Below are 21,680 nucleotides of genomic sequence, written 5' to 3'. Positions count from 1 at the left end.
TCGATGGGTAAAGCACCTTTCAACCCATAAAAATTCAATTAACTTTGTTCAATTAAGGGAGGAAATGAATCATGGCTAAGGAAAAATTTGACCGCTCCAAAACACATGCCAATATTGGTACAATTGGACACGTTGACCATGGTAAAACAACGTTAACAGCTGCAATTACAACTGTACTTGCTAAGCGTTCTGGTAAAGGTACTGCAATGGCATATGACGCAATTGATGGTGCTCCAGAAGAGCGCGAGCGTGGAATTACAATCTCAACTGCACACGTTGAGTACGAAACTGATTCTCGTCACTATGCACACGTAGACTGCCCAGGACACGCTGACTACGTTAAGAACATGATCACTGGTGCTGCGCAAATGGACGGCGGAATTCTAGTAGTATCTGCTGCTGATGGTCCAATGCCACAAACTCGTGAGCACATTCTATTATCTCGTCAAGTAGGTGTACCTTATCTTGTTGTTTTCTTAAACAAGTGTGACATGGTAGATGACGAAGAGCTTCTTGAGCTAGTAGAAATGGAAGTTCGTGATCTTCTATCTGAATATGACTTCCCTGGTGATGATGTACCAGTTATCCGCGGGTCTGCTCTTAAAGCTCTTGAGGGAGACGCTGCTTGGGAAGAAAAAATTATCGAGCTAATGGATGCGGTTGATAGCTATATCCCAACTCCTGAGCGTGATAAAGAAAAGCCATTCATGATGCCAGTTGAGGATGTATTCTCAATCACTGGTCGTGGTACAGTTGCAACTGGCCGTGTTGAGCGTGGTCAATTAAACGTTGGTGACACAATTGAAATCATCGGTATCACTGAAGAGCCTAAATCTACTACTTGTACTGGAGTAGAAATGTTCCGTAAGCTTCTTGACTATGCAGAAGCTGGCGACAACATTGGTGCATTACTTCGTGGTGTAGCCCGTGATGAAGTTCAACGCGGACAAGTACTTGCTAAGCCAGGTACAATCACTCCACACACGAACTTCAAAGCTGAAGTTTATGTTCTTTCTAAAGAAGAAGGTGGACGTCACACTCCATTCTTCTCAAACTACCGTCCTCAGTTCTACTTCCGTACAACTGACGTAACTGGAATTGTTCAACTTCCAGAAGGCGTTGAGATGGTAATGCCTGGTGACAACATCGAAATGACGGTTGAGCTTATCGCGCCAATCGCGATCGAAGAAGGTACGAAGTTCTCTATCCGTGAGGGTGGACGTACTGTTGGTGCCGGCGTTGTTGCTTCAATCCAAAAGTAATTCGTTTTATCAGTAAGAGGCTGTCCCGGTGACAGCCTCTTATTTTTTTCGCTGGTATTTTATTGAATTTCAGTACTGGGGCAAAAAAGGCTTGAAATCCGTTATGGTTATCTATATAATAGTATGAGTGTGGCTAAGATAGGCATTAGGCTTGCATTGTTCGCAATGTATCAGTATAATGTTGAATGTTAGTCATTGACAGCGATGATGCGAAAGGTTGCTGACACACCAGGCCCCTTTGCCATGGCAGGGTGTAGGAAATTTTCGCGGAGTATGTCTGTTTCTAAAAATGGACGATAAAGGAGGGGCTATAATGGCAAAGCAAAAGATTCGCATTCGTTTGAAAGCTTATGATCACAGAGTCCTTGATCAATCTGCAGAGAAAATTGTTGACACGGCAAAACGTTCAGGTGCAAGTGTTTCGGGTCCAATCCCGCTTCCAACTGAAAAATCTGTCTACACAATTTTACGTGCGGTTCACAAGTATAAAGATTCTCGTGAGCAGTTTGAAATGCGTACACATAAGCGCTTGATTGATATTGTCAATCCAACACCACAAACTGTGGATGCGTTAATGCGTTTGGATTTACCATCAGGCGTCGATATCGAAATCAAACTTTAAACCGTAATGAAGAAAAGATTCTTCATTTATATGATATGAAAATGGCAAACAAAATATGAAATTATACTAGGAGGTGTAACGGATGTCCAAAGGAATCTTAGGTAGAAAAATTGGTATGACTCAAGTCTTCGCTGAAAATGGTGAAGTCATCCCTGTAACAGTAATCGAGGCGGAACCAAACGTCGTTCTTCAAAAGAAAACTGTTGACTCGGATGGTTATGAAGCAATCCAAATCGGGTTTGCTGACCAAAAGAAGGCAAATGCAAACAAACCAGCTCAAGGCCATGCTGCTAAAGCAAACACGGCCCCTAAGCGCTTCATCAAGGAAATCCGTAACGTAAATCTTGACGAATTTGAAGTTGGTCAAGAAGTTAAGGTAGATACTTTCGCTGCTGGCGATGTAGTAGATGTAACAGGAACATCAAAAGGGAAAGGTTTCCAAGGTGCGATTAAGCGTCACAACCAGTCCCGTGGTCCGATGTCACATGGTTCTCGTTACCACCGTCGCCCAGGTTCAATGGGACCTGTAGCTCCAAACCGCGTATTCAAAGGGAAAATGCTTCCAGGACGTATGGGTGGAGAAACAGTTACAGTTCAAAATCTTGAGATCGTAAAAGTCGATGCAGAACGTAATCTTCTATTAGTAAAAGGAAATGTTCCTGGAGCTAAAAAGAGCTATGTGTCTGTACAAAGCGCGATCAAAGTAAAATAAAGATTGAAAGAAAGGAGGACACATCATGCCGAAAGTAGCATTATTTAACCAATCAGGTTCACAAGTAGGAGATATCGAGTTAGCAGAATCGGTTTTTGGAATTGAACCAAACGAAAGTGTGCTTCACGAAGCTGTCGTGATGCAGCAGGCATCATTACGCCAAGGAACGCATAAAACAAAAGGACGCTCTGAAGTTCGTGGTGGTGGTCGTAAGCCATGGCGCCAAAAGGGAACTGGCCGTGCGCGTCAAGGCTCAATCCGTTCACCGCAATGGGTAGGTGGTGGAGTCGTATTCGGACCAACACCTCGCAGCTACAGCTACAAGCTGCCTAAAAAAGTTCGCCGCCTGGCAATTAAATCGGCTCTATCATCAAAGGTACAGTCGGAGGAAATTGTTGTGCTTGAGAACTTAGCATTTGATGCACCAAAGACAAAGGAAATGGCTGCTGTTCTTGCCGGTCTTTCTGTAGATAGCAAAGCGCTGGTTGTAACAGCTGACTATAATGAAGCGGTTGCTCTTTCTGCGCGTAATCTGCCTGGTGTGACATTTGTTACAGCAGACGGCGTTAGCGTACTCGATGTACTTAAGCATGATAAGCTAGTCATCACGAAAGAGGCCGTTGAAAAGGTAGAGGAGGTGCTTGCATAATGTCAAACGCTCGTGATATCATTAAGCGCCCCGTGATTACTGAACGTTCAACTGACCTAATGGGTGATAAGAAGTATACGTTTGAAGTAGACGTTCGTGCAAACAAAACACAGATCAAAGATGCGATTGAAGAGATCTTTGAAGTGAAAGTTGAAAAAGTAAACACAATGAATTATAAAGGTAAGTCAAAGCGTTTTGGCCGTTACACAGGCTTTACAGCTCGTCGCAAGAAGGCGATTGTTACCTTAACACCTGACAGCAAAGAACTTGAATTCTTTGAAGGTGTTTAAACCTATTAGAGAAGGAGGGAACTAAAAGATGGCGATTAAGAAGTATAAACCAACCAGTGCCGGTCGTCGTGGTATGTCTGTATTAGATTTTGCAGAAATCACAACGGATAAACCGGAAAAGTCGTTGCTTGCCCCTTTACACAAAAAAGGCGGACGCAACAACCAAGGTAAACTAACTGTACGTCACCAAGGTGGCGGACATAAGCGTCAATACCGCGTTATTGACTTTAAACGCACAAAAGATGGAATTCCAGGACGCGTTGCTACGATCGAATATGATCCAAACCGTTCAGCAAATATCGCACTAATTAACTATGCAGATGGTGAAAAGCGCTATATTCTTGCACCAAAAGGTCTTACAGTCGGTACAACAATTGAGTCTGGACCGAATGCAGACATTAAAGTAGGGAATGCATTACCGCTTCAGAACATCCCTGTCGGTACTGTGATTCATAACATTGAGCTAAAGCCTGGTAAGGGTGGACAGATTGCCCGTTCTGCCGGCGCGCAAGCCCAGTTGCTTGGTAAGGAAGGCGACTATGTATTAGTACGTCTGAAGTCTGGCGAAACTCGCTACATTCTTTCAACATGCCGCGCAACAATCGGTCAAGTTGGAAACCTTGAGCATGAGCTTGTTAACATTGGTAAAGCAGGTCGTTCACGTTGGTTAGGCAAGCGTCCTACTGTTCGTGGATCTGTTATGAACCCGAACGATCACCCACACGGTGGTGGGGAAGGTAGAGCTCCTATCGGACGTAAGTCACCAATGTCTCCTTGGGGTAAACCAACTCTTGGTTACAAAACTCGTAAGAAGAACAAGGCGTCTGATAAGTATATTGTACGTCGTCGTAAAAAATAAACGGGATTAACCTGCGGTTCTAAGCAGTTAGAACCGTAGCGCTAATCGCGAAGGGAGGTTTTCTCATGGGTCGTAGTTTGAAAAAGGGACCTTTTGTCGATGATCATTTAATGAAGAAAGTCGAAGCAATGAATGAAAAGGATGACAAGAGAGTCATTAAGACATGGTCTCGTCGTTCAACGATTTTCCCTGAGTTTATCGGTCATACAATCGCTGTTTATGATGGCCGCAAGCACGTGCCTGTTTACGTATCTGAGGACATGGTTGGTCATAAGCTTGGTGAGTTTGCGCCAACTCGTACGTACAAAGGTCACGCAGCTGATGATAAGAAAACAAGACGTTAATGTAAGGTAGAGAGGAGGTCAATCCCATGCAAGCTAAAGCCGTAGCAAAACAAGTACGTATTGCTCCTCGCAAAGTACGTCTAGTTGTTGACTTGATTCGTGGTAAGCAGGTTGGTGAGGCGATTGCGATTCTTCGCCACACTCCGAAAGCTGCTTCTCCTGTTGTAGAAAAGCTTTTAAATTCTGCAATTGCGAATGCGGAACACAACTATGAAATGGAGCCAAACAATCTTGTAATTAGTGAAGCGTACGTAAATGAAGGTATTACACTTAAACGTTTCCGTCCACGTGCGATGGGACGTGCGAGTCGTATTAACAAGCGTACTAGCCACATTACACTAGTGGTAACTGAAAAGAAGGAGGGATAACGCGTGGGTCAAAAAATCAACCCTGTCGGACTTCGAGTTGGTGTCATTCGTGACTGGGAGTCAAAATGGTTCGCTGATAAAGATTATGCAGACTTACTGCACGAAGACATCAAAATTCGTGAGTACATTGAAAAACGTTTAAAAGACGCATCTGTGTCTAAAGTAGAAATCGAACGTGCGGCTAACCGCGTAAACATTACAATTTCTACTGCTAAGCCAGGTATGGTGATCGGAAAAGGCGGTTCGGAAGTTGAAGCGTTACGTAAAGCCCTTAATGATTTAACTGGCAAGCGGGTACACATTAATATTTTTGAAATTAAGCAAGCTGATCTTGATGCTAAGCTTGTTGCAGAAAATATTGCACGTCAATTAGAAAATCGTATCTCATTCCGTCGTGCAATGAAGCAGGCAATTCAACGCACAATGCGTGCTGGTGCTAAGGGTATTAAAACTCAAGTATCCGGTCGTCTTGGTGGCGCTGATATCGCTCGTGCTGAACACTACAATGAAGGAACTGTTCCACTTCACACGCTTCGTGCTGATATTGACTACGGTACAGCTGAAGCTGATACAACATACGGTAAGTTAGGTGTTAAGATCTGGATTTATCGTGGTGAAGTCCTTCCAACGAAAGGAACGAACAAAGAGGAAGGAGGCAACTAATCATGTTAATGCCAAAACGTGTTAAATATCGTCGTGAGCACCGTGGAAACATGCGCGGACGTGCAAAAGGCGGTACTGAAGTTCATTTCGGTGAGTATGGCTTACAAGCTCTTGAGGCATCTTGGATTACGAACCGTCAAATCGAAGCGGCTCGTATTGCAATGACTCGTTATATGAAGCGTGGTGGTAAGGTTTGGATCAAGATTTTCCCTTCTAAGCCATACACGGCAAAGCCTCTAGAGGTTCGGATGGGTTCTGGTAAAGGTGCTCCTGAAGGATGGGTAGCTGTTGTCAAGCCTGGTAAAATTATGTTTGAAATCGCTGGTGTTTCTGAAGAGGTTGCTCGTGAAGCGTTACGTCTTGCTTCTCATAAATTACCGGTTAAATGTAAGTTCGTAAAACGCGATGAAGTGGGTGGTGACGCAAATGAAAGCTAATGATATTCGTAACTTAACCACTGCTGAAATTGAGCAAAAGACAAAGTCATTGAAAGAAGAGTTGTTCAACCTTCGCTTTCAATTAGCGACTGGTCAATTGGATAATCCGGCCCGCATTCGTGAAGTTCGTAAAGCAATTGCTCGTGCAAAGACAGTTTTGCGTGAACGTGAGCTTGGAATTAACAACGGCTAAAAAAGGAGGTTTGCTTAAATGGAACGCAACCATCGTAAGGTCTACAGAGGACGCGTTGTTTCTGATAAGATGGATAAGACAATCACTGTTCTTGTCGAAACTTATAAGAAAGATCGTCTCTACGGTAAGCGCGTAAAGTACTCGAAGAAGTTCAAAGCGCATGATGAAGAGAACAAAGCGAAAATTGGCGATATCGTAGAAATTATGGAAACTCGTCCACTTTCAAAAGATAAACGTTTCCGCTTGATCGAAATTGTAGAAGAAGCGGTAATCATCTAATAGAATCCTTGTGTTGAAGGGAGGTAAGTTCGAATGATTCAACAAGAATCCCGTTTAAAAGTTGCTGATAACTCTGGAGCGCGTGAAGTGCTTTGTATTAAAGTTTTAGGTGGTTCTGGTCGTAAAACTGCTAATATTGGTGATGTAATTGTTTGCTCGGTGAAACAAGCAACACCAGGAGGCGTTGTCAAGAAGGGTGACGTTGTTAAAGCAGTTATCGTCCGTACAAAGAGCGGTGCTCGTCGCAATGACGGCTCATACATCAAGTTTGATGAAAATGCAGCGGTTATTATCCGTGACGACAAGAGCCCTCGTGGTACCCGTATTTTTGGACCAGTAGCGCGTGAGCTTCGTGATAATCAATTCATGAAGATTGTATCACTTGCTCCGGAAGTTCTTTAATAGAAGATTATTGAAAGGCCCTGTCAAGGAGGTGCGAACATGGCGAAGATGCATGTCAAAAAAGGTGACACTGTAAAGGTCATCTCTGGAAAAGACAAAGGTAAACAAGGCGTGATCCTTGAAGCGTTCCCTAAGAAGAACCGTGTCCTTGTTGAAGGTGTGAATATCGTGAAAAAACACGCCAAGCCTTCTCAAGATAACCCGCAAGGCGGAATTTTAAATCAAGAAGCGCCAATTCATTCTTCAAACGTTATGCCTATCGACCCTAAGTCTGGTGAACCTACTCGTGTAGGTTATAAAGTGGAGAACGGAAAAAAGGTACGTATTGCTAAGAAGTCTGGCGAAGCGTTAGATAAGTAGTCAGAGTGTGAAAGGAGGTCAATCGTATGAATCGTTTAAAAGAGAAGTATACAAGTGAAATCGTTCCTTCTTTGGTTGAGAAGTTCAACTATTCATCTGTCATGGCGGTTCCTAAACTCGAAAAGATTGTTGTGAACATGGGTGTAGGTGACGCTGTTTCAAATGCAAAGGCTTTGGATAAAGCTGTTGAAGAATTAACTGAGATTACGGGACAAAAGCCAGTTATTACAAAGGCGAAAAAATCAATTGCAGGTTTCAAACTACGTGAGGGTATGCCAATCGGTGCGAAGGTAACACTTCGTGGTGAGCGTATGTATGATTTCCTAGATAAATTAATTTCTATTTCATTACCTCGTGTACGTGACTTCCGCGGTGTTTCGAAGAAAGCTTTTGACGGTCGCGGTAACTACACACTAGGTGTGAAGGAGCAATTAATTTTCCCTGAAATTGATTACGATAAAGTCGATAAAGTTCGTGGTATGGACGTTGTATTAGTAACGACAGCGAAAACAGACGAAGAGGCTCGTGAACTTTTAACACAAATGGGAATGCCATTCCAAAAATAATCGAATCGAAGAGGAGGGAACACGTTGGCAAAGAAATCAATGATTGCAAAGCAAAAGCGCACACAAAAGTATAAAGTTCAAGAATATACACGTTGTGAACGTTGCGGTCGTCCTCATTCAGTATTACGTAAGTTTAAACTTTGCAGAATTTGCTTCAGAGAACTTGCTCATAAAGGGCAGATTCCTGGCGTGAAAAAAGCTAGTTGGTAATCCCAAGAACGGGAAGGAGGTAAATATAAATGGTCATGACAGATCCTATTGCAGATATGCTTACTCGTATTCGTAATGCGAACACTGTTCGCCACGAGAAGCTTGAGCTACCTGCTTCAAAGGTAAAGAAAGAAATTGCAGATATTCTAAAGCGCGAGGGCTTTATCCGTGACTACGAATATATTGAAGATAATAAGCAAGGTGTGATCCGTATTTTCTTGAAATATGGTTCAACAAATGAGCGTGTAATCACTGGTCTTAAGCGTATTAGTAAGCCTGGACTTCGTGTTTATGCAAAAGCAAACGAGCTTCCACGTGTACTTGGAGGTCTTGGAATTGCGTTAGTTTCTACATCAAAAGGTATAATGACAGACAAGGATGCGCGTAACCAGCAAGTTGGTGGCGAAGTATTAGCTTACGTTTGGTAATAGAATCCTTGAAATGAACGGAGGTGTATGAGAATGTCTCGAATTGGTAAAAAGCCAGTTGAAATTCCAGGTGGAGTGACTGTAACGCTTGATGGCCAGCTAATGACGGTAAAAGGTCCTAAAGGTGAGCTTAAGCGTGAGCTTCATCCTGAAATGAAGATCAACATTGAAGAAAATCAGGTTACAGTTGAGCGTCCATCTGATCAGAAGGAGCACCGTGCTCTTCACGGTACAACTCGTAGCTTAATTAATAACATGGTTGAAGGTGTAACAAAGGGATATGAGCGTGCACTTGAACTTATCGGTGTCGGTTACCGTGCTTCTAAGTCAGGTCAAAAACTCGTACTTAATGTTGGATACTCTCATCCAGTGGAAATCGTTCCTGAAGCGGGACTGGAAATTGAAGTTCCTTCTAACACGAAAGTAATCGTTAAAGGAATTGATAAAGAACGCGTTGGGGCACTAGCATCTAACATTCGTTCTGTACGTTTACCTGAACCGTATAAAGGCAAGGGTATTCGCTATGAAGGCGAATATGTTCGTCGTAAAGAAGGTAAAACTGGTAAATAATCACTAACCTACGGAAAGGAATGACGTTCAATGATTACGAAGGCTAATAAGAACGTGGCACGTAAGAAGCGACATGCCCATGTGCGTCGCACGATCACAGGAACGCCTGAACGTCCTCGTCTTAATGTATTCCGTTCGTCAAAGCACATTTATGCTCAGTTGATTGATGATGTAAATGGCGTAACGCTTGCATCTGCTTCAACTCTTGATAAAGAAATTGATGCGGAAAATGTAGCAAAGACGGAAGCAGCGAAGCTAGTTGGCGAGCTCGTCGCAAAACGTGCGATTGAAAATGGACATAAAGTTGTGGTCTTTGACCGTGGCGGATATTTATACCACGGCCGTGTAGCCACTCTCGCAGATGCAGCACGTGAAGCTGGTCTGCAATTCTAAAGAATAAAGGAGGGAAAATGAATGCGTCGTATTGACCCTAATACATTGGAACTTGAAGAAAAAGTAGTAGCAGTCAACCGTGTAGCAAAGGTCGTTAAAGGTGGACGTCGTTTCCGCTTTGCTGCCTTGGTTGTTGTTGGCGATAAAAATGGTCATGTCGGATTCGGTATGGGTAAAGCGCAAGAAGTACCGGAAGCGATCCGCAAGGCTATTGAAGATGCAAAGAAGAATTTAATTGAAGTGCCGGTCGTTGGCACAACAATTCCACATGAAACGATTGGCCACTTTGGTGCTGGACGTGTTTTCTTAAAGAATGCATCGGAAGGTACAGGAGTTATTGCCGGAGGTCCAGTGCGTGCGGTGCTTGAATTGGCTGGTATCGGCGATATTCTTTCTAAATCATTGGGTTCAAACAACCCAATCAATATGGTCCGTGCAACAATGGAAGGACTTAAAGGCTTAAAGCGTGCTGAAGAAGTTGCGAAACTTCGCGGCAAATCCGTAGAAGAGCTTTTAGGATAAGGAGGGAAAGCAAATGGCTAAGAAATTAGAAATTACCCTCACTCGTAGTCTTATCGGACGCCCTGAGAACCAACGCGTTACTGTGAAGACACTTGGCTTGCGCAAAATGCACCAAACTGTTGTTCAGGAAGATAACGCTGCGATTCGCGGTATGGTAAATAAGGTATCTCACCTTTTAACAGTAAAAGAAATTGAAGCATAATTGATTATTTCATAAATGAGGAGGTGTCGACATGAAACTTCATGAGTTGAAACCTGCAGAGGGATCTCGTAAAGTACGTAACCGTGTAGGTCGCGGTATTGGTTCTGGTAACGGAAAAACGGCGGGAAAAGGACATAAAGGTCAAAACGCTCGTTCTGGTGGCGGTGTTCGTCCTGGTTTCGAGGGTGGTCAAAATCCGCTATACCGTCGTCTGCCGAAGCGCGGGTTCACTAATCCAACTCGGAAAGAGTACACCGTAGTTAACCTTGAAACATTAAACCGTTTCGATGCGAATACTGAGGTAACTCCGGAACTTCTGATTGAATCTGGAACAGTGAAAAACGTAAAGCACGGTATTAAGATCCTTGGAAATGGTAAGGTTGAAAAGAGCTTGACTGTAAAAGCACATAAGTTCTCTGCTTCTGCAGTAGAAGCTATCGAAGCTGCTGGCGGAAAAACTGAGGTGATTTAATGTTCCGGACGATCTCCAACATTATGCGAGTGGGTGATTTGCGCCGTAAGGTTATCTTCACCCTCCTTATGCTCATTGTGTTTCGAATCGGGAGCTTTATTCCAATTCCAGGTTCGAACCGCGACGCTCTTGATTTTATGGACCAAGCAAATGCATTTGGGTTTCTAAATACGTTTGGTGGTGGAGCGTTGGGGAACTTCTCTATTTTCGCAATGGGTATCATGCCATACATCACTGCTTCGATTGTTGTGCAGTTGTTACAAATGGATGTCGTACCTAAGTTTGCTGAGTGGGCAAAGCAGGGGGAAGCTGGACGACGTAAATTAGCTCAGTTTACCCGTTATGGAACGATCGTTTTAGGTTTCTTTCAAGCTTTAGCAATGTCAGTTGGTTTTAACACAATCTTTACTGGGTTAATTCCAAATCCAAGTATTCCTACGTACCTGTTTATCGCCTTAGTGTTGACAGCCGGTACCGCTTTTCTTATGTGGCTTGGTGAGCAAATTACAGCAAAAGGTGTCGGAAATGGGATCTCGATCATTATCTTTGCCGGTATTGCCGCAGGGATTCCGAACGGGATTAACCAGATCTACGCTACGCAACTTGAAAGTGCAGGAGAACAGCTGTTTTTAAGCATTGTCACTGTCCTTTTACTGGCGCTTGCTGTATTGGCGATCATCGTTGGTGTTATCTTTATCCAACAGGCCTTGAGAAAGGTTCCGGTTCAATATGCGAAGCGTCTGGTAGGTCGTAGTCCAGTTGGTGGACAATCAACGCATTTACCTTTGAAAGTTAATGCTGCAGGGGTTATTCCTGTCATCTTTGCTCTTTCTCTGTTTATCTTCCCGCCAACTGTAGCTGGTTTTTTTGGAACGGATAATGAGATTGCCGCTTGGATTATAAGGGTGTTTGATTATACTCATCCAGTGGGAATGGTTGTATACGCACTTTTAATTATTGGGTTTACGTACTTTTATACGTTTATTCAAGTTAATCCAGAGCAAATGGCAGAGAACCTTAAAAAGCAAGGTGGCTATATTCCAGGTATTCGTCCGGGTAAGACAACGCAGATTTACCTAACACGAATCCTCTATCGGTTAACGTTTGTTGGGGCGCTCTTCTTAACATCTGTTTCCATAATTCCAGTTTTCTTTACTCGTTTCATGGATTTACCTCCAGCCATCCAAATTGGGGGTACTGGATTATTAATCGTGGTTGGTGTAGCATTAGACACGATGAAACAAATCGAGAGTCAGCTCATTAAACGTTCGTATAAAGGATTTATTAAGTAGTAAGGGGAGCAGGGAAGGTATGTGATCTTCCCGTTCGCCTTCTGTGTGTTAATTCGGAACGATGGAGGGGATTAGGGAATGAACCTTATTTTGATGGGATTGCCTGGTGCCGGGAAAGGCACGCAAGCTGAGCGGATTGTTTCGAAATATGAGATCCCTCATATTTCGACTGGGGATATGTTTCGCGCAGCGATTAAAGGTGAAACAGAGCTTGGGGTCAAAGCAAAGTCATTTATGGATGCAGGAGAGCTTGTTCCTGATGAAGTGACGATTGGTATTGTACGGGAACGTCTTTCTATGGATGATTGCCAAAAAGGATTTCTCCTTGATGGGTTTCCACGTACGGTCGCCCAGGCGGAAGCACTGGAAGAACTGCTTGACTCAATGGGGCGTAAGCTGGATTATGTGCTCAATATTGATGTTCCGGAGCAGCTTCTCATGGATCGGTTGACAGGGCGTCGCGTGTCACCGAGTTCGGGCCGGACTTATCATGTTATTTTCAATCCGCCTAAAGTGGAAGGGAAATGTGACATCGACGGCAGTGACTTAATCCAACGGGATGACGACAAGCCTGAAACAGTTAAGAAACGTCTTGAAGTAAACCAGAAGCAAGCAAAGCCGCTTTTTGACTTCTATAGCGAAAAAGGCTATTTGCGCAATATAAATGGGGATCAAGACATTGATAAAGTATTTGCTGATATTGATGGCCTCTTGAAAGGACTTCGTGCATGATCATTTGTAAGACGGAACGAGAAATCGAGATCATGCGGGAAGCTGGAAAGATTGTTGCCTTAACGCATCAAGCTTTAAAGGAACATATTCAACCTGGCATATCAACAAAGGAACTGGATGAGATTGCAGAAAAGTTGATTCGTACGCATGGTGCAACTCCCTCATTCAAAGGCTATAATGGATTTACAGGCAGTATCTGTGCTTCAGTAAATGAGGAATTGGTGCACGGCATTCCTGGTAAGCGAGTGCTTAAAGAAGGAGATGTCATCAGCGTTGACATTGGCGCATATTATAATGGCTATCACGGTGATTCTGCTTGGACCTATGCAGTTGGCGAAATCAGCGCAAAGGATCAGGAGTTACTGGATGTGACGGAGACGGCCCTCTATAAAGGGCTTGAGGAAGCAAAGCCTGGCGGCAGGCTCTCAGATATTTCTCACGCGATCCAAACATATGCCGAGCCATTAGGATATTCGATCGTTCGCGAGTATGTCGGCCATGGAGTTGGGCAAGACTTGCATGAGGACCCGCAAATTCCTCATTATGGTCCACCCGGCAAAGGCCCGCGGCTGAAACCAGGCATGGTTTTGGCGATAGAACCAATGATCAATGCCGGGTCACGCTATGTACGCACGCTTTCTGATGACTGGACGGTTGTGACAGTCGACGGAAAGAATTGTGCCCACTTTGAGCATACCATTGCAATAACGGAATCAGGTTTTGAAATCTTGACAAAAGCTTAGATGTAGGTGATGGGAATCATGAAAGACTCAGGTCCGAGTCCCGAGCTCGGTCAAATTGTACAGATCCTCAAAGGACGTGACCAGGGACAGTTCGGTGTCATCATTGAACTGGTCGATGACCGTTTTATAGGGATTGCCGATGGCGACAAGCGCAAAGTTGACCGCTCAAAAAGAAAGAACATCAATCATGTTGAGCTTATTGATTACATTGCTGAGGAAGTTCGCAATAGCTTTATAGAAACAGGACGTGTTACTAATGGAAAGCTACGTTATGCCCTTGCTAGTTTTCTCGAAAAACACACTGATTTGCTGAAGGAAGGAGAGTAAACCTATGGCGAAAGAGGATGTTATTGAAGTGGAAGGAACGGTCATTGAACCCCTTCCCAATGCAATGTTTCGTGTTGAACTCGAAAATGGTCATAAGATTCTCGCTCACGTATCCGGTAAAATCCGCATGCACTTCATTCGGATTCTGCCAGGCGACAAGGTGACGGTTGAATTATCACCTTATGATCTGACTCGTGGACGAATCACATATCGATACAAATAAAAAAACGTTGCGAGAGCGACTAGCAAGATAATCGTTGATTGTTTTGCTTTGACCTGATTACATGTTTAATCAGTGCACTCCGTACTATAAGGAGGTAAACGAAAATGAAGGTTAGACCATCAGTCAAGCCTATTTGTGAAAAGTGTAAAGTCATCCGTCGTAAAGGGACGGTTATGGTCATTTGTGAAAACCCAAAACATAAGCAAAAGCAAGGATAATTTATAAGGAGGTGCTCTGCACATGGCTCGTATTGCAGGTGTCGATATTCCACGTGATAAGCGTATAGTGATTGCACTAACGTATGTCTATGGAATCGGGAAATCAAAAGCTGCTGAAGTTCTGGCAAACGCAGGTGTGTCTGAAGATACACGAGTGCGTGATCTTACGGAAGAGGAATTAGGACGTATCCGTGAAGCAATTGAAGAGTTTAAGGTTGAAGGTGACCTTCGTCGTGAAGTTTCCCTTAACATTAAGCGCCTAATTGAGATTGGTTCATATCGTGGCATCCGCCACCGTCGTGGTTTACCTGTTCGTGGTCAAAATTCTAAGAACAATGCTCGTACGCGTAAAGGTCCTCGTCGTACAGTAGCAAACAAGAAAAAGTAGTAAAGGAGGTCGCATAAAAAATGGCTAAGAAAACGAATACTCGTCCAAAACGTCGTCAACGTAAAAATGTAGAGGCCGGAATTGCTCACATCCGTTCTACCTTTAACAATACGATTGTGACAATTACGGATGTCCACGGTAATGCTATTTCATGGGCAAGCGCTGGTGCATTAGGATTTAAAGGTTCTCGTAAATCAACTCCATTCGCAGCACAAATGGCTGCTGAATCTGCTGCAAAAACAGCAATGGAGCATGGTATGAAAACAGTTGAAGTATCAGTTAAAGGACCAGGTGCCGGCCGTGAAGCTGCTATCCGTTCCCTACAAGCGATTGGACTTGAAGTAAACATGATCAAAGATGTTACTCCTGTTCCGCATAACGGATGCCGTCCACCAAAACGTCGTAGAGTGTAATGGAATCAATCATTGTATAGATTTCCCTAAACTGTCAATAATGGACTAAGAGATGTGTCTTGTTGACAAAAAGGTGATAAGCTCAGGATTTGCCTGCTGGGTCGATCAGTCGGCAATCCTTGCAGTCTACCGGAGTTCGACGTTTTGAAGGAGGGTTTGTTTAATGATTGAAATCGAAAAGCCAAATATTGAAGCGGTTGAGATAAGTGAAGACGCAAAGTATGGTAAATTTGTTGTGGAACCACTAGAGCGTGGATATGGAACCACGTTAGGAAACTCCTTACGTCGCATTCTTCTCTCTTCTTTGCCAGGTGCTGCTGTGACATCTGTTCAAATCGATTCTGTTCTTCATGAATTTTCTACAATTGAAGGTGTTGTAGAGGACGTGACAACAATCATTTTGAATTTGAAGAAGCTTGCCCTTAAGATCTATTCAGATGAAGAGAAGACCCTTGAAATTGATGTTCAGGGGGAAGGTGTAGTAACAGCGAATGACTTGACTCATGATAGTGATGTCGAGGTCTTGAATCCGGATCTTCATATTGCTACGCTCGCAAAGGGAGCCCGTTTGCACATGCGCCTGACTGCGAAGCGCGGTCGCGGATATGTCTTAGCTGAAGGAAATAAGAATGACGATCAGCCGATTGGCGTTCTTCCTATTGATTCCATTTATACGCCGGTGTCACGTGTAAACTATCAAGTTGAGAATACCCGCGTCGGTCAAGTGACCAACTACGACAAACTAACCCTTGATGTCTGGACTGACGGAAGCATTCGCCCTGAAGAAGCTGTTTCATTAGGGGCCAAAATCTTAACAGAGCATTTAAATATATTCGTAGGATTAACAGACCAAGCGCAGAATGCGGAAATCATGGTTGAAAAAGAAGAAGATCAGAAGGAAAAGGTTCTGGAAATGACGATCGAAGAACTCGATCTTTCTGTGCGTTCTTACAATTGTCTGAAGCGTGCCGGTATTAATACGGTACAGGAATTGACGCAAAAGACAGAAGAAGACATGATGAAGGTTCGTAACCTTGGTCGGAAGTCATTAGAGGAAGTACAAGAGAAGCTTGGTGAGCTTGGGCTAGGCCTCCGTAAAGAAGACTAGTCTAAATTGATCAAGTTTGTTTCTGGAAATCGCTAATGATGTAAAGAACTGTTATAAAGGAGGGAATGAACATGGCATACGCAAAATTAGGTCGCACAAGTGCACACCGTAAAGCTTTATTCCGTGATTTGGCGACTGATCTTATTATCAATGAGCGTATCGAAACGACAGAAGCTAAGGCGAAGGAGCTTCGTTCAATCGTTGAGAAAATGATCACACTTGGAAAGCGCGGTGACTTGCACGCACGTCGTCAGGCTGCGGCTTTCATTCGTCGGGAAGTAGCGGATGAAGAGTCTGGACAAGACGCAATCCAAAAGCTGTTCTCTGATATCGCAGCTCGTTATGAGGAGCGTCAAGGTGGTTACACTCGCATCCTTAAAGTTGGACCTCGTCGTGGAGACGGTGCACCAATGGTGATTATTGAACTCGTATAATCAGATATGAGTGAATAGATGAGACGACAAAGGGCAATTCAGATCTGGGCACGCCTGCTCCGACTCTGAGCCCTTTTTTGTTTGTCGCAATGGTTACTGTTTTTAGAAAAGGAGGGGCTTATGTCTGAACTGATCGCCTTAGCAGATGTCTCCTATCAATACCCGAAGACCGAACATGTTGCCCTGAAAAAATTGACGATGAAGATTGAACGTGGCGAGTGGCTGACGGTCCTCGGACGCAATGGCTCAGGCAAGTCGACTTTTGGACGTCTGCTCAATGGACTGCTGCGGCCGACGAGCGGGGAAGTGTTTGTCGAAGGGCTATCAACCGGGGAAGAAGACGCGATCTGGACGATCCGCCAGAAAGTCGGAATGGTCTTTCAAAATCCCGACCATCAATTTGTCGCGACGACGGTCCGGGACGACCTCGCCTTTGGTCTCGAAAACATCGGACTCGATCGAACGGAAATGGAGAGACGGATCGAGAAATATGCTGCCCTGATTGGAATTGAGCGCTTTTTAGAGATGGAGCCGCACCGTCTGTCCGGCGGACAAAAGCAGCGGGCGGCCATTGCCGGAATTATGGCAATGGAGCCGGAGATCATCGTCTTTGATGAGGCGACCTCGATGCTTGACCCGCTCGGCAGAAAAGAAGTGCTGGCAACGATGAGCATGCTTCATCAGCGCGGTTCAACGATTATTTCCATTACTCATGATATGGAGGAAGCGTTGTTGGCGAGCAGGCTCCTGCTGCTTGCCGGAGGGGAGAAGCTGGCGGAAGGCACACCTGAACAGGTATTTGCCAACGCTGAGCTTGTTCGCCAGGCCGGTCTGCGGGTTCCGTTTGCGGTGGAGATGCAGCAGCAGCTTGAAAAGCGTGGTCTATCCTTTCATACGGCATGCTTGCGGGAAGAGGAGTTGATTACTGAATTATGGAGATTGTCTTCAACGAAGTAGAGCATCGTTATATGGAAGGAACCCCCTTTGAAAAGGTCGCGCTTCAGGATTGTACGATCAGAATCCCTTCAGGCTCTTTTACAGCTGTCATCGGCCATACCGGTTCAGGAAAGTCAACGCTTATTCAGCATATTAACGGGCTGCTTCGGCCGACGAAGGGGACGGTTCAGATCGGGCCTTACGAGCTGAAGGCGGAAAAGAAAAAGATCGATATCAGAGCTTTGCGTCAGCAGGTCGGACTTGTTTTTCAATATCCTGAGCATCAGCTGTTTGAAGAAACAGTTGCCAAAGATATTTGCTTCGGTCCGATGAACTTCGGCGTACCGTTTGAACGGGCGCTGAAGCGGGCAAAAGAGCTGCTGCCTCAGGTCGGTTTACCCGAGGAGATTTTAACGGCCTCCCCATTTGAACTGAGCGGGGGGCAAATGCGGCGGGTGGCGATTGCCGGCGTGCTCGCTTCACAGCCGAAGGTGCTCGTACTGGACGAGCCGGCGGCCAGCCTTGATCCTGAGGGGCATGAACAGATCATGCGACTCTTTGTCGACTATCATCACCAGCAGCAGACGACGACGGTGCTGGTGACGCATCATATGGAGGATGCGGCCCGGTATGCCGATCAGATTATTGTGCTGCATGAGGGCAAGGTCGAAATGGCCGGGGGACGCGAGATTATTTTTGAACAGGCGGAGAGATTGCGTGAGATTGGACTCGATCTTCCGGCCCCGGTCCGGTTTCTTGAACAAATCAAGCAACGTTTTGCCCTCGCTGACATCCCAAAATATTATGAGCTGGAGCGAGCGGCTGATTACGTGGCGAGACTTGTGGAGGGCGACTAATGCTGCAAAATATCATTATCGGTCAATACGTTGGTGTAGCCTCCCTTCTTCACCGGCTTGATCCCCGCTCGAAGCTGGTGAGTGTCGCGATTCTCGTCATTATAATTTTTCTGGTTGATAACTGGGTGGCCGGGGGATTGATGATTGCTTTTGCCCTCATCCTTATCTTCTTATCAAATGTCCCCCTGTCCTTTATTTATCGGGGGATGAAGCCGATCTTTCTGCTCGTCCTGTTTACTGTGTTCTTTCACCTCCTGTTAACGCGGGAGGGCGAGGTGCTATGGACGGCCGGCCCCTTTTCAATTTATGAGCACGGCGTACGCCAGGCCGCTTTTATGGCATTGCGGCTGTTAACATTGATTGTCTTTACGTCTCTGATTACGCTGACGACGAAGCCGATTGATATAACAGACGGGCTGGAGTATTTGCTCAGTCCGTTAAAAAAAGTCAGGCTGCCTGCCCATGAGCTTGCTCTAATGATGTCGATTGCGCTGCGCTTTATTCCGACTTTTATGCAGGAGACGGAAAAGATTATGAAGGCGCAAATGGCGCGTGGCGTTGACTTTACGAGCGGGCCATGGCGCCAGCGGCTAATGGCATTTGTTCCGCTGCTCGTACCGTTGTTTATAAGCGCGTTTAAACGGGCGGAGGACCTGGCGTTGGCGATGGAGGCCAGAGGCTATCGTGGCGGGGAAGGACGGACGAAATACCGCCTGCTTGCCTGGAGCTGGCGGGATTCCTTGGCGGTCGCTCTATGCCTTGGGCTGAGCGCTGCGGTGCTCGCGCTACGACTTCTATAATACCGAGGAGAGGAGGTGACCGTCATGCTGAATAGAGTCGCTCTTTTAGTGGAATACGATGGCAGTGCTTTTTACGGCTTTCAGGTTCAGGAAAACCAGCGGACGATTCAAGGGGAAATCGAACGGGCGCTTTCGATTATTCATAAAGGAGAGTTTATTCGCATCCACCCATCGGGGCGAACTGACACCGGCGTGCACGCCCGGGGGCAGGTGATTCATTTTGACACGCCGCTTTCCATTGATCCGGCGCGCTGGCCGCAGGCGCTGAACGGCTGCCTGCCTAACGATATCCGGATCGTCGAAGCAGCCTGTGTGGCGGATGACTTCCATACCCGCTATGATTCAGTTAGGAAGCATTATCGCTACCGGGTGCTGAATCGGAAGGAGCGGGACGTCTTTCGCCGCAATCTTGCGTTTTTTGTCCCCTATGAGATGGATCTTGATTTGATTCGCGCCGGTGCCGCGCATTTGCTTGGCACCCATGACTTCTCATCTTTTTGCGTGACAAACGCTGACGTGAAAAGCAAGGTGAGGACATTACATACCTTGCAGGTCAACCGGCAAGGTGATGAAATTATTTTCGACTTAATCGGAGACGGCTTCCTCCATAATATGGTGCGGATCATTGTTGGAACGTTGCTTGAAGTTGGCGGGGGAAGAAGGGCGCCTGAAGACATCGCCCGCATCCGCGATGCGCGCAACAGGGCGGCAGCTGGAAAAACAGCGCCGGGCCACGGCTTGTTTCTGTGGCAGGTCTTCTATGAGCAGCCGATTTTTCAAAATAACGGAGCAGCGTCAAATGACAACGACGCCTAGTGTAACAAGTTGTTGACAATGGGTTTTTAATGTTATATGATGTTAGATGGTAATTTCAAAAACCCACTAGCCCCGGGTTTCGGAATGTTACATGAGACTATGGTTAACTTGATTTGATAAAACATGAAAGCAATGGTTCTTTTTAGGAGGGAAATTCATGCGTACAACATATATGGCAAAGCCAAACGAAGTTGAGCGTAAGTGGTATGTAGTAGACGCTGAAGGTCAAACGCTTGGTCGTCTTGCTTCAGAAGTAGCTTCTATCCTTCGCGGAAAGCATAAGCCTACGTTCACACCACACGTTGATACTGGTGACCACGTGATCATCATTAACGCTGAGAAAATCGAATTAACAGGTAACAAATTAAATGACAAGATCTACTATCGTCATTCAAACCACCCTGGTGGTCTGAAAAAGACAACAGCAGGCGATATGCGTGCGAACAAGCCAGAGCGTATGCTTGAGCTTGCTATCAAAGGGATGCTTCCAAAGAACACTCTTGGTCGCGCGCAAGGGATGAAGCTGCACGTATACGCAGGCAGCGAACACAAACATCAAGCTCAGAAACCAGAAGTTTACGAACTTCGCGGTTAATTGATAGGAGGGTATTAATTTTGGCACAAGTACAATATTACGGTACAGGTCGCCGCAAGCACTCTGTTGCTCGTGTACGCCTACTGCCAGGTGACGGTCGTATCGTTATTAATGGTCGTGAAATGGACGAATATTTCAATCTTGAAACATTAAAGCTTATCGTAAAGCAGCCACTTGTTGAAACTGGCGTTGAAGGTCAATATGACGTTCACGTAAACGTTGAAGGTGGAGGCTACACAGGACAAGCGGGCGCTATCCGTCATGGCGTGGCACGCGCACTACTTGAAGTAGATCCTGACAACCGCCCGGTGCTTAAAAGCGCTGGCTTCCTAACTCGTGATGCACGTATGAAAGAACGTAAGAAATACGGTCTTAAAGCAGCACGTCGTGCACCTCAGTTCTCGAAGCGTTAAGTTTTTACGTCTTGCAAAACCCCCAACTGCTTATGGTTGGGGGTTTGTTTTTAGTGCGCCACGCATGGCGCGTAGCTAGGCGGTGAAAGTCCGCTATGGGGGCTGGCAGTTGCCAACCATTAGCCAAGAGCAAGGGTGTCCATCGCGAGGTGGAATCTGAAGGAAGCTGGAGGCAAAGTTCCGACCCGAGGAACACGAATCGCATCAGGCATCCGAAGTGGGATGAGTCTGCTAAACAAGACGAAATCCAATAAACTGCACAGACACGAGGATGTAAATGTGGCGGGTACATGGGATGAAAGTTACGCGTCTTACCGTGGGAGGTCTCACGGACACATAGAGCGTCTTTGCAATATGTGGTTGAAATAAGATTTATCGTGAGAAGTCAGCAGATACCATAGTAGTAACGCAGTCGACAGCGTTATGAAGGGTTGAACCTAAGGAGGTGTTTAGTCAATGAATGTTACCAAAGTCGGGACAAAAGAAAGCAGAATACCTTGCTGTAGCAAGGGCTGCCCGCAAAGAGATAGTGCGGAACACGAAGGGTATGCGGGAGTGCTTACCGACAAGCGGATAACTGAA

Annotated in this window: 38 protein-coding genes; all 38 read left to right on the top strand. The window is 45.4% G+C overall.

Annotated elements, in window-relative coordinates; translation table 11 throughout:
• Positions 1 to 71: 71 nt before the first annotated feature.
• The 38 genes from tuf to rpsI all read left to right on the top strand — a co-directional run bounded on the left by tuf (position 72) and on the right by rpsI (position 21,098).
• The gene (tuf, locus tag M3202_RS16605) at positions 72 to 1,262 is read left to right on the top strand and encodes an elongation factor Tu (protein WP_251224402.1); all 1,191 of its coding nucleotides are present in this window, start codon (positions 72 to 74) and stop codon (positions 1,260 to 1,262) included.
• A 313-nt stretch (positions 1,263 to 1,575) separates the two neighbouring features.
• Complete coding sequence (rpsJ, locus tag M3202_RS16600) at positions 1,576 to 1,884, top strand: 30S ribosomal protein S10 (RefSeq protein WP_144451543.1); 309 nt, start codon at positions 1,576 to 1,578, stop codon at positions 1,882 to 1,884.
• 82 nt (positions 1,885 to 1,966) lie between these two features.
• Positions 1,967 to 2,596: a 50S ribosomal protein L3 gene (gene rplC, locus M3202_RS16595; protein WP_251224401.1), complete on the top strand. Its 630-nt coding sequence runs from the start codon at positions 1,967 to 1,969 to the stop codon at positions 2,594 to 2,596.
• A gap of 25 nt (positions 2,597 to 2,621) precedes the next feature.
• Positions 2,622 to 3,245: a 50S ribosomal protein L4 gene (gene rplD, locus M3202_RS16590; protein WP_251224400.1), complete on the top strand. Its 624-nt coding sequence runs from the start codon at positions 2,622 to 2,624 to the stop codon at positions 3,243 to 3,245.
• Entirely contained in the window at positions 3,245 to 3,535 is a 291-nt protein-coding gene (rplW, locus tag M3202_RS16585; RefSeq protein ID WP_251195083.1) for a 50S ribosomal protein L23, read from the top strand. Before rplD ends, rplW begins: the two co-directional genes overlap by 1 nt.
• Positions 3,536 to 3,563: 28 nt before the next feature.
• Positions 3,564 to 4,394, top strand: a complete 831-nt coding sequence (rplB, locus tag M3202_RS16580) for a 50S ribosomal protein L2 (protein ID WP_251224399.1) — start codon at positions 3,564 to 3,566, stop codon at positions 4,392 to 4,394.
• Positions 4,395 to 4,459: 65 nt separating this feature from the next.
• Entirely contained in the window at positions 4,460 to 4,738 is a 279-nt protein-coding gene (gene rpsS, locus M3202_RS16575) for a 30S ribosomal protein S19 (protein ID WP_251224398.1), read from the top strand.
• Between the two features lie 26 nt (positions 4,739 to 4,764).
• Positions 4,765 to 5,106 (top strand): 50S ribosomal protein L22, encoded by a 342-nt coding sequence (rplV, locus tag M3202_RS16570; protein ID WP_251224397.1) that lies wholly within the window; start codon positions 4,765 to 4,767, stop codon positions 5,104 to 5,106.
• Between the two features lie 3 nt (positions 5,107 to 5,109).
• Complete coding sequence (gene rpsC / locus M3202_RS16565; RefSeq protein WP_251195079.1) at positions 5,110 to 5,769, top strand: 30S ribosomal protein S3; 660 nt, start codon at positions 5,110 to 5,112, stop codon at positions 5,767 to 5,769.
• A gap of 2 nt (positions 5,770 to 5,771) precedes the next feature.
• Positions 5,772 to 6,206, top strand: coding sequence for a 50S ribosomal protein L16 (rplP, locus tag M3202_RS16560; protein WP_251224396.1), 435 nt, complete (start codon positions 5,772 to 5,774; stop codon positions 6,204 to 6,206).
• The gene (gene rpmC / locus M3202_RS16555; RefSeq protein WP_003322618.1) at positions 6,196 to 6,399 is read left to right on the top strand and encodes a 50S ribosomal protein L29; all 204 of its coding nucleotides are present in this window, start codon (positions 6,196 to 6,198) and stop codon (positions 6,397 to 6,399) included. The genes rplP and rpmC overlap by 11 nt, the downstream gene beginning before the upstream one ends.
• Before the next feature lie 18 nt (positions 6,400 to 6,417).
• Positions 6,418 to 6,678, top strand: coding sequence for a 30S ribosomal protein S17 (gene rpsQ / locus M3202_RS16550; protein ID WP_251195077.1), 261 nt, complete (start codon positions 6,418 to 6,420; stop codon positions 6,676 to 6,678).
• 33 nt (positions 6,679 to 6,711) lie between these two features.
• The gene (gene rplN / locus M3202_RS16545; RefSeq protein WP_251195076.1) at positions 6,712 to 7,080 is read left to right on the top strand and encodes a 50S ribosomal protein L14; all 369 of its coding nucleotides are present in this window, start codon (positions 6,712 to 6,714) and stop codon (positions 7,078 to 7,080) included.
• 48 nt (positions 7,081 to 7,128) lie between these two features.
• Positions 7,129 to 7,440 carry a 50S ribosomal protein L24 gene (gene rplX / locus M3202_RS16540; RefSeq protein ID WP_251195118.1) on the top strand — a complete coding sequence of 104 codons (312 nt, stop codon included), beginning with the start codon at positions 7,129 to 7,131 and terminating at the stop codon, positions 7,438 to 7,440.
• A gap of 26 nt (positions 7,441 to 7,466) precedes the next feature.
• Complete coding sequence (rplE, locus tag M3202_RS16535; protein ID WP_251224395.1) at positions 7,467 to 8,006, top strand: 50S ribosomal protein L5; 540 nt, start codon at positions 7,467 to 7,469, stop codon at positions 8,004 to 8,006.
• A 24-nt stretch (positions 8,007 to 8,030) separates the two neighbouring features.
• Positions 8,031 to 8,216, top strand: coding sequence for a type Z 30S ribosomal protein S14 (locus M3202_RS16530; RefSeq protein WP_012957149.1), 186 nt, complete (start codon positions 8,031 to 8,033; stop codon positions 8,214 to 8,216).
• 29 nt (positions 8,217 to 8,245) lie between these two features.
• Complete coding sequence (gene rpsH / locus M3202_RS16525) at positions 8,246 to 8,644, top strand: 30S ribosomal protein S8 (RefSeq protein WP_251224394.1); 399 nt, start codon at positions 8,246 to 8,248, stop codon at positions 8,642 to 8,644.
• A gap of 33 nt (positions 8,645 to 8,677) precedes the next feature.
• Entirely contained in the window at positions 8,678 to 9,214 is a 537-nt protein-coding gene (rplF, locus tag M3202_RS16520) for a 50S ribosomal protein L6 (protein WP_251224393.1), read from the top strand.
• Between the two features lie 30 nt (positions 9,215 to 9,244).
• Positions 9,245 to 9,607: a 50S ribosomal protein L18 gene (rplR, locus tag M3202_RS16515; RefSeq protein ID WP_251195072.1), complete on the top strand. Its 363-nt coding sequence runs from the start codon at positions 9,245 to 9,247 to the stop codon at positions 9,605 to 9,607.
• A 21-nt stretch (positions 9,608 to 9,628) separates the two neighbouring features.
• Positions 9,629 to 10,129, top strand: coding sequence for a 30S ribosomal protein S5 (gene rpsE / locus M3202_RS16510; protein WP_251224392.1), 501 nt, complete (start codon positions 9,629 to 9,631; stop codon positions 10,127 to 10,129).
• Between the two features lie 13 nt (positions 10,130 to 10,142).
• The gene (gene rpmD, locus M3202_RS16505; protein ID WP_251195070.1) at positions 10,143 to 10,331 is read left to right on the top strand and encodes a 50S ribosomal protein L30; all 189 of its coding nucleotides are present in this window, start codon (positions 10,143 to 10,145) and stop codon (positions 10,329 to 10,331) included.
• Positions 10,332 to 10,362: 31 nt separating this feature from the next.
• The gene (gene rplO, locus M3202_RS16500) at positions 10,363 to 10,803 is read left to right on the top strand and encodes a 50S ribosomal protein L15 (protein ID WP_251224391.1); all 441 of its coding nucleotides are present in this window, start codon (positions 10,363 to 10,365) and stop codon (positions 10,801 to 10,803) included.
• Positions 10,803 to 12,095, top strand: coding sequence for a preprotein translocase subunit SecY (secY, locus tag M3202_RS16495; RefSeq protein ID WP_251224390.1), 1,293 nt, complete (start codon positions 10,803 to 10,805; stop codon positions 12,093 to 12,095). Before rplO ends, secY begins: the two co-directional genes overlap by 1 nt.
• A 78-nt stretch (positions 12,096 to 12,173) precedes the next feature.
• Entirely contained in the window at positions 12,174 to 12,827 is a 654-nt protein-coding gene (locus M3202_RS16490; RefSeq protein WP_251224389.1) for an adenylate kinase, read from the top strand.
• Entirely contained in the window at positions 12,824 to 13,570 is a 747-nt protein-coding gene (map, locus tag M3202_RS16485) for a type I methionyl aminopeptidase (protein WP_251224388.1), read from the top strand. Before M3202_RS16490 ends, map begins: the two co-directional genes overlap by 4 nt.
• Positions 13,571 to 13,588: 18 nt before the next feature.
• Complete coding sequence (locus tag M3202_RS16480; RefSeq protein ID WP_251195065.1) at positions 13,589 to 13,897, top strand: KOW domain-containing RNA-binding protein; 309 nt, start codon at positions 13,589 to 13,591, stop codon at positions 13,895 to 13,897.
• Between the two features lie 4 nt (positions 13,898 to 13,901).
• Entirely contained in the window at positions 13,902 to 14,120 is a 219-nt protein-coding gene (gene infA / locus M3202_RS16475) for a translation initiation factor IF-1 (RefSeq protein WP_010896341.1), read from the top strand.
• 104 nt (positions 14,121 to 14,224) lie between these two features.
• Positions 14,225 to 14,338, top strand: a complete 114-nt coding sequence (gene rpmJ, locus M3202_RS16470) for a 50S ribosomal protein L36 (RefSeq protein WP_003322638.1) — start codon at positions 14,225 to 14,227, stop codon at positions 14,336 to 14,338.
• A 22-nt stretch (positions 14,339 to 14,360) separates the two neighbouring features.
• Positions 14,361 to 14,726: a 30S ribosomal protein S13 gene (gene rpsM, locus M3202_RS16465; RefSeq protein ID WP_251195064.1), complete on the top strand. Its 366-nt coding sequence runs from the start codon at positions 14,361 to 14,363 to the stop codon at positions 14,724 to 14,726.
• 20 nt (positions 14,727 to 14,746) lie between these two features.
• Positions 14,747 to 15,139, top strand: a complete 393-nt coding sequence (gene rpsK, locus M3202_RS16460; RefSeq protein WP_251195063.1) for a 30S ribosomal protein S11 — start codon at positions 14,747 to 14,749, stop codon at positions 15,137 to 15,139.
• Between the two features lie 163 nt (positions 15,140 to 15,302).
• Positions 15,303 to 16,247, top strand: coding sequence for a DNA-directed RNA polymerase subunit alpha (locus M3202_RS16455; protein WP_251195062.1), 945 nt, complete (start codon positions 15,303 to 15,305; stop codon positions 16,245 to 16,247).
• A gap of 71 nt (positions 16,248 to 16,318) precedes the next feature.
• Entirely contained in the window at positions 16,319 to 16,681 is a 363-nt protein-coding gene (gene rplQ / locus M3202_RS16450; RefSeq protein WP_251195061.1) for a 50S ribosomal protein L17, read from the top strand.
• Between the two features lie 120 nt (positions 16,682 to 16,801).
• Positions 16,802 to 17,638, top strand: a complete 837-nt coding sequence (locus M3202_RS16445; protein WP_251224387.1) for an energy-coupling factor transporter ATPase — start codon at positions 16,802 to 16,804, stop codon at positions 17,636 to 17,638.
• Positions 17,614 to 18,474, top strand: coding sequence for an energy-coupling factor transporter ATPase (locus M3202_RS16440; protein ID WP_251224386.1), 861 nt, complete (start codon positions 17,614 to 17,616; stop codon positions 18,472 to 18,474). The genes M3202_RS16445 and M3202_RS16440 overlap by 25 nt, the downstream gene beginning before the upstream one ends.
• Entirely contained in the window at positions 18,474 to 19,274 is an 801-nt protein-coding gene (locus M3202_RS16435) for an energy-coupling factor transporter transmembrane component T family protein (RefSeq protein ID WP_251224385.1), read from the top strand. Before M3202_RS16440 ends, M3202_RS16435 begins: the two co-directional genes overlap by 1 nt.
• A gap of 24 nt (positions 19,275 to 19,298) precedes the next feature.
• Positions 19,299 to 20,090 (top strand): tRNA pseudouridine(38-40) synthase TruA, encoded by a 792-nt coding sequence (truA, locus tag M3202_RS16430; RefSeq protein ID WP_251224384.1) that lies wholly within the window; start codon positions 19,299 to 19,301, stop codon positions 20,088 to 20,090.
• Positions 20,091 to 20,247: 157 nt separating this feature from the next.
• The gene (rplM, locus tag M3202_RS16425; protein ID WP_251195056.1) at positions 20,248 to 20,685 is read left to right on the top strand and encodes a 50S ribosomal protein L13; all 438 of its coding nucleotides are present in this window, start codon (positions 20,248 to 20,250) and stop codon (positions 20,683 to 20,685) included.
• A gap of 20 nt (positions 20,686 to 20,705) precedes the next feature.
• Positions 20,706 to 21,098: a 30S ribosomal protein S9 gene (gene rpsI, locus M3202_RS16420; protein WP_251195055.1), complete on the top strand. Its 393-nt coding sequence runs from the start codon at positions 20,706 to 20,708 to the stop codon at positions 21,096 to 21,098.
• Positions 21,099 to 21,680 lie beyond the last annotated feature (582 nt).

The organism is Halalkalibacter oceani (assembly GCF_023715605.1).
In the GTDB taxonomy this organism is placed as follows: Bacteria; Bacillota; Bacilli; order Bacillales; family Bacillaceae_D; genus Halalkalibacter; species Halalkalibacter oceani.
This window is presented reverse-complemented; position numbering and strand designations above follow the sequence as displayed.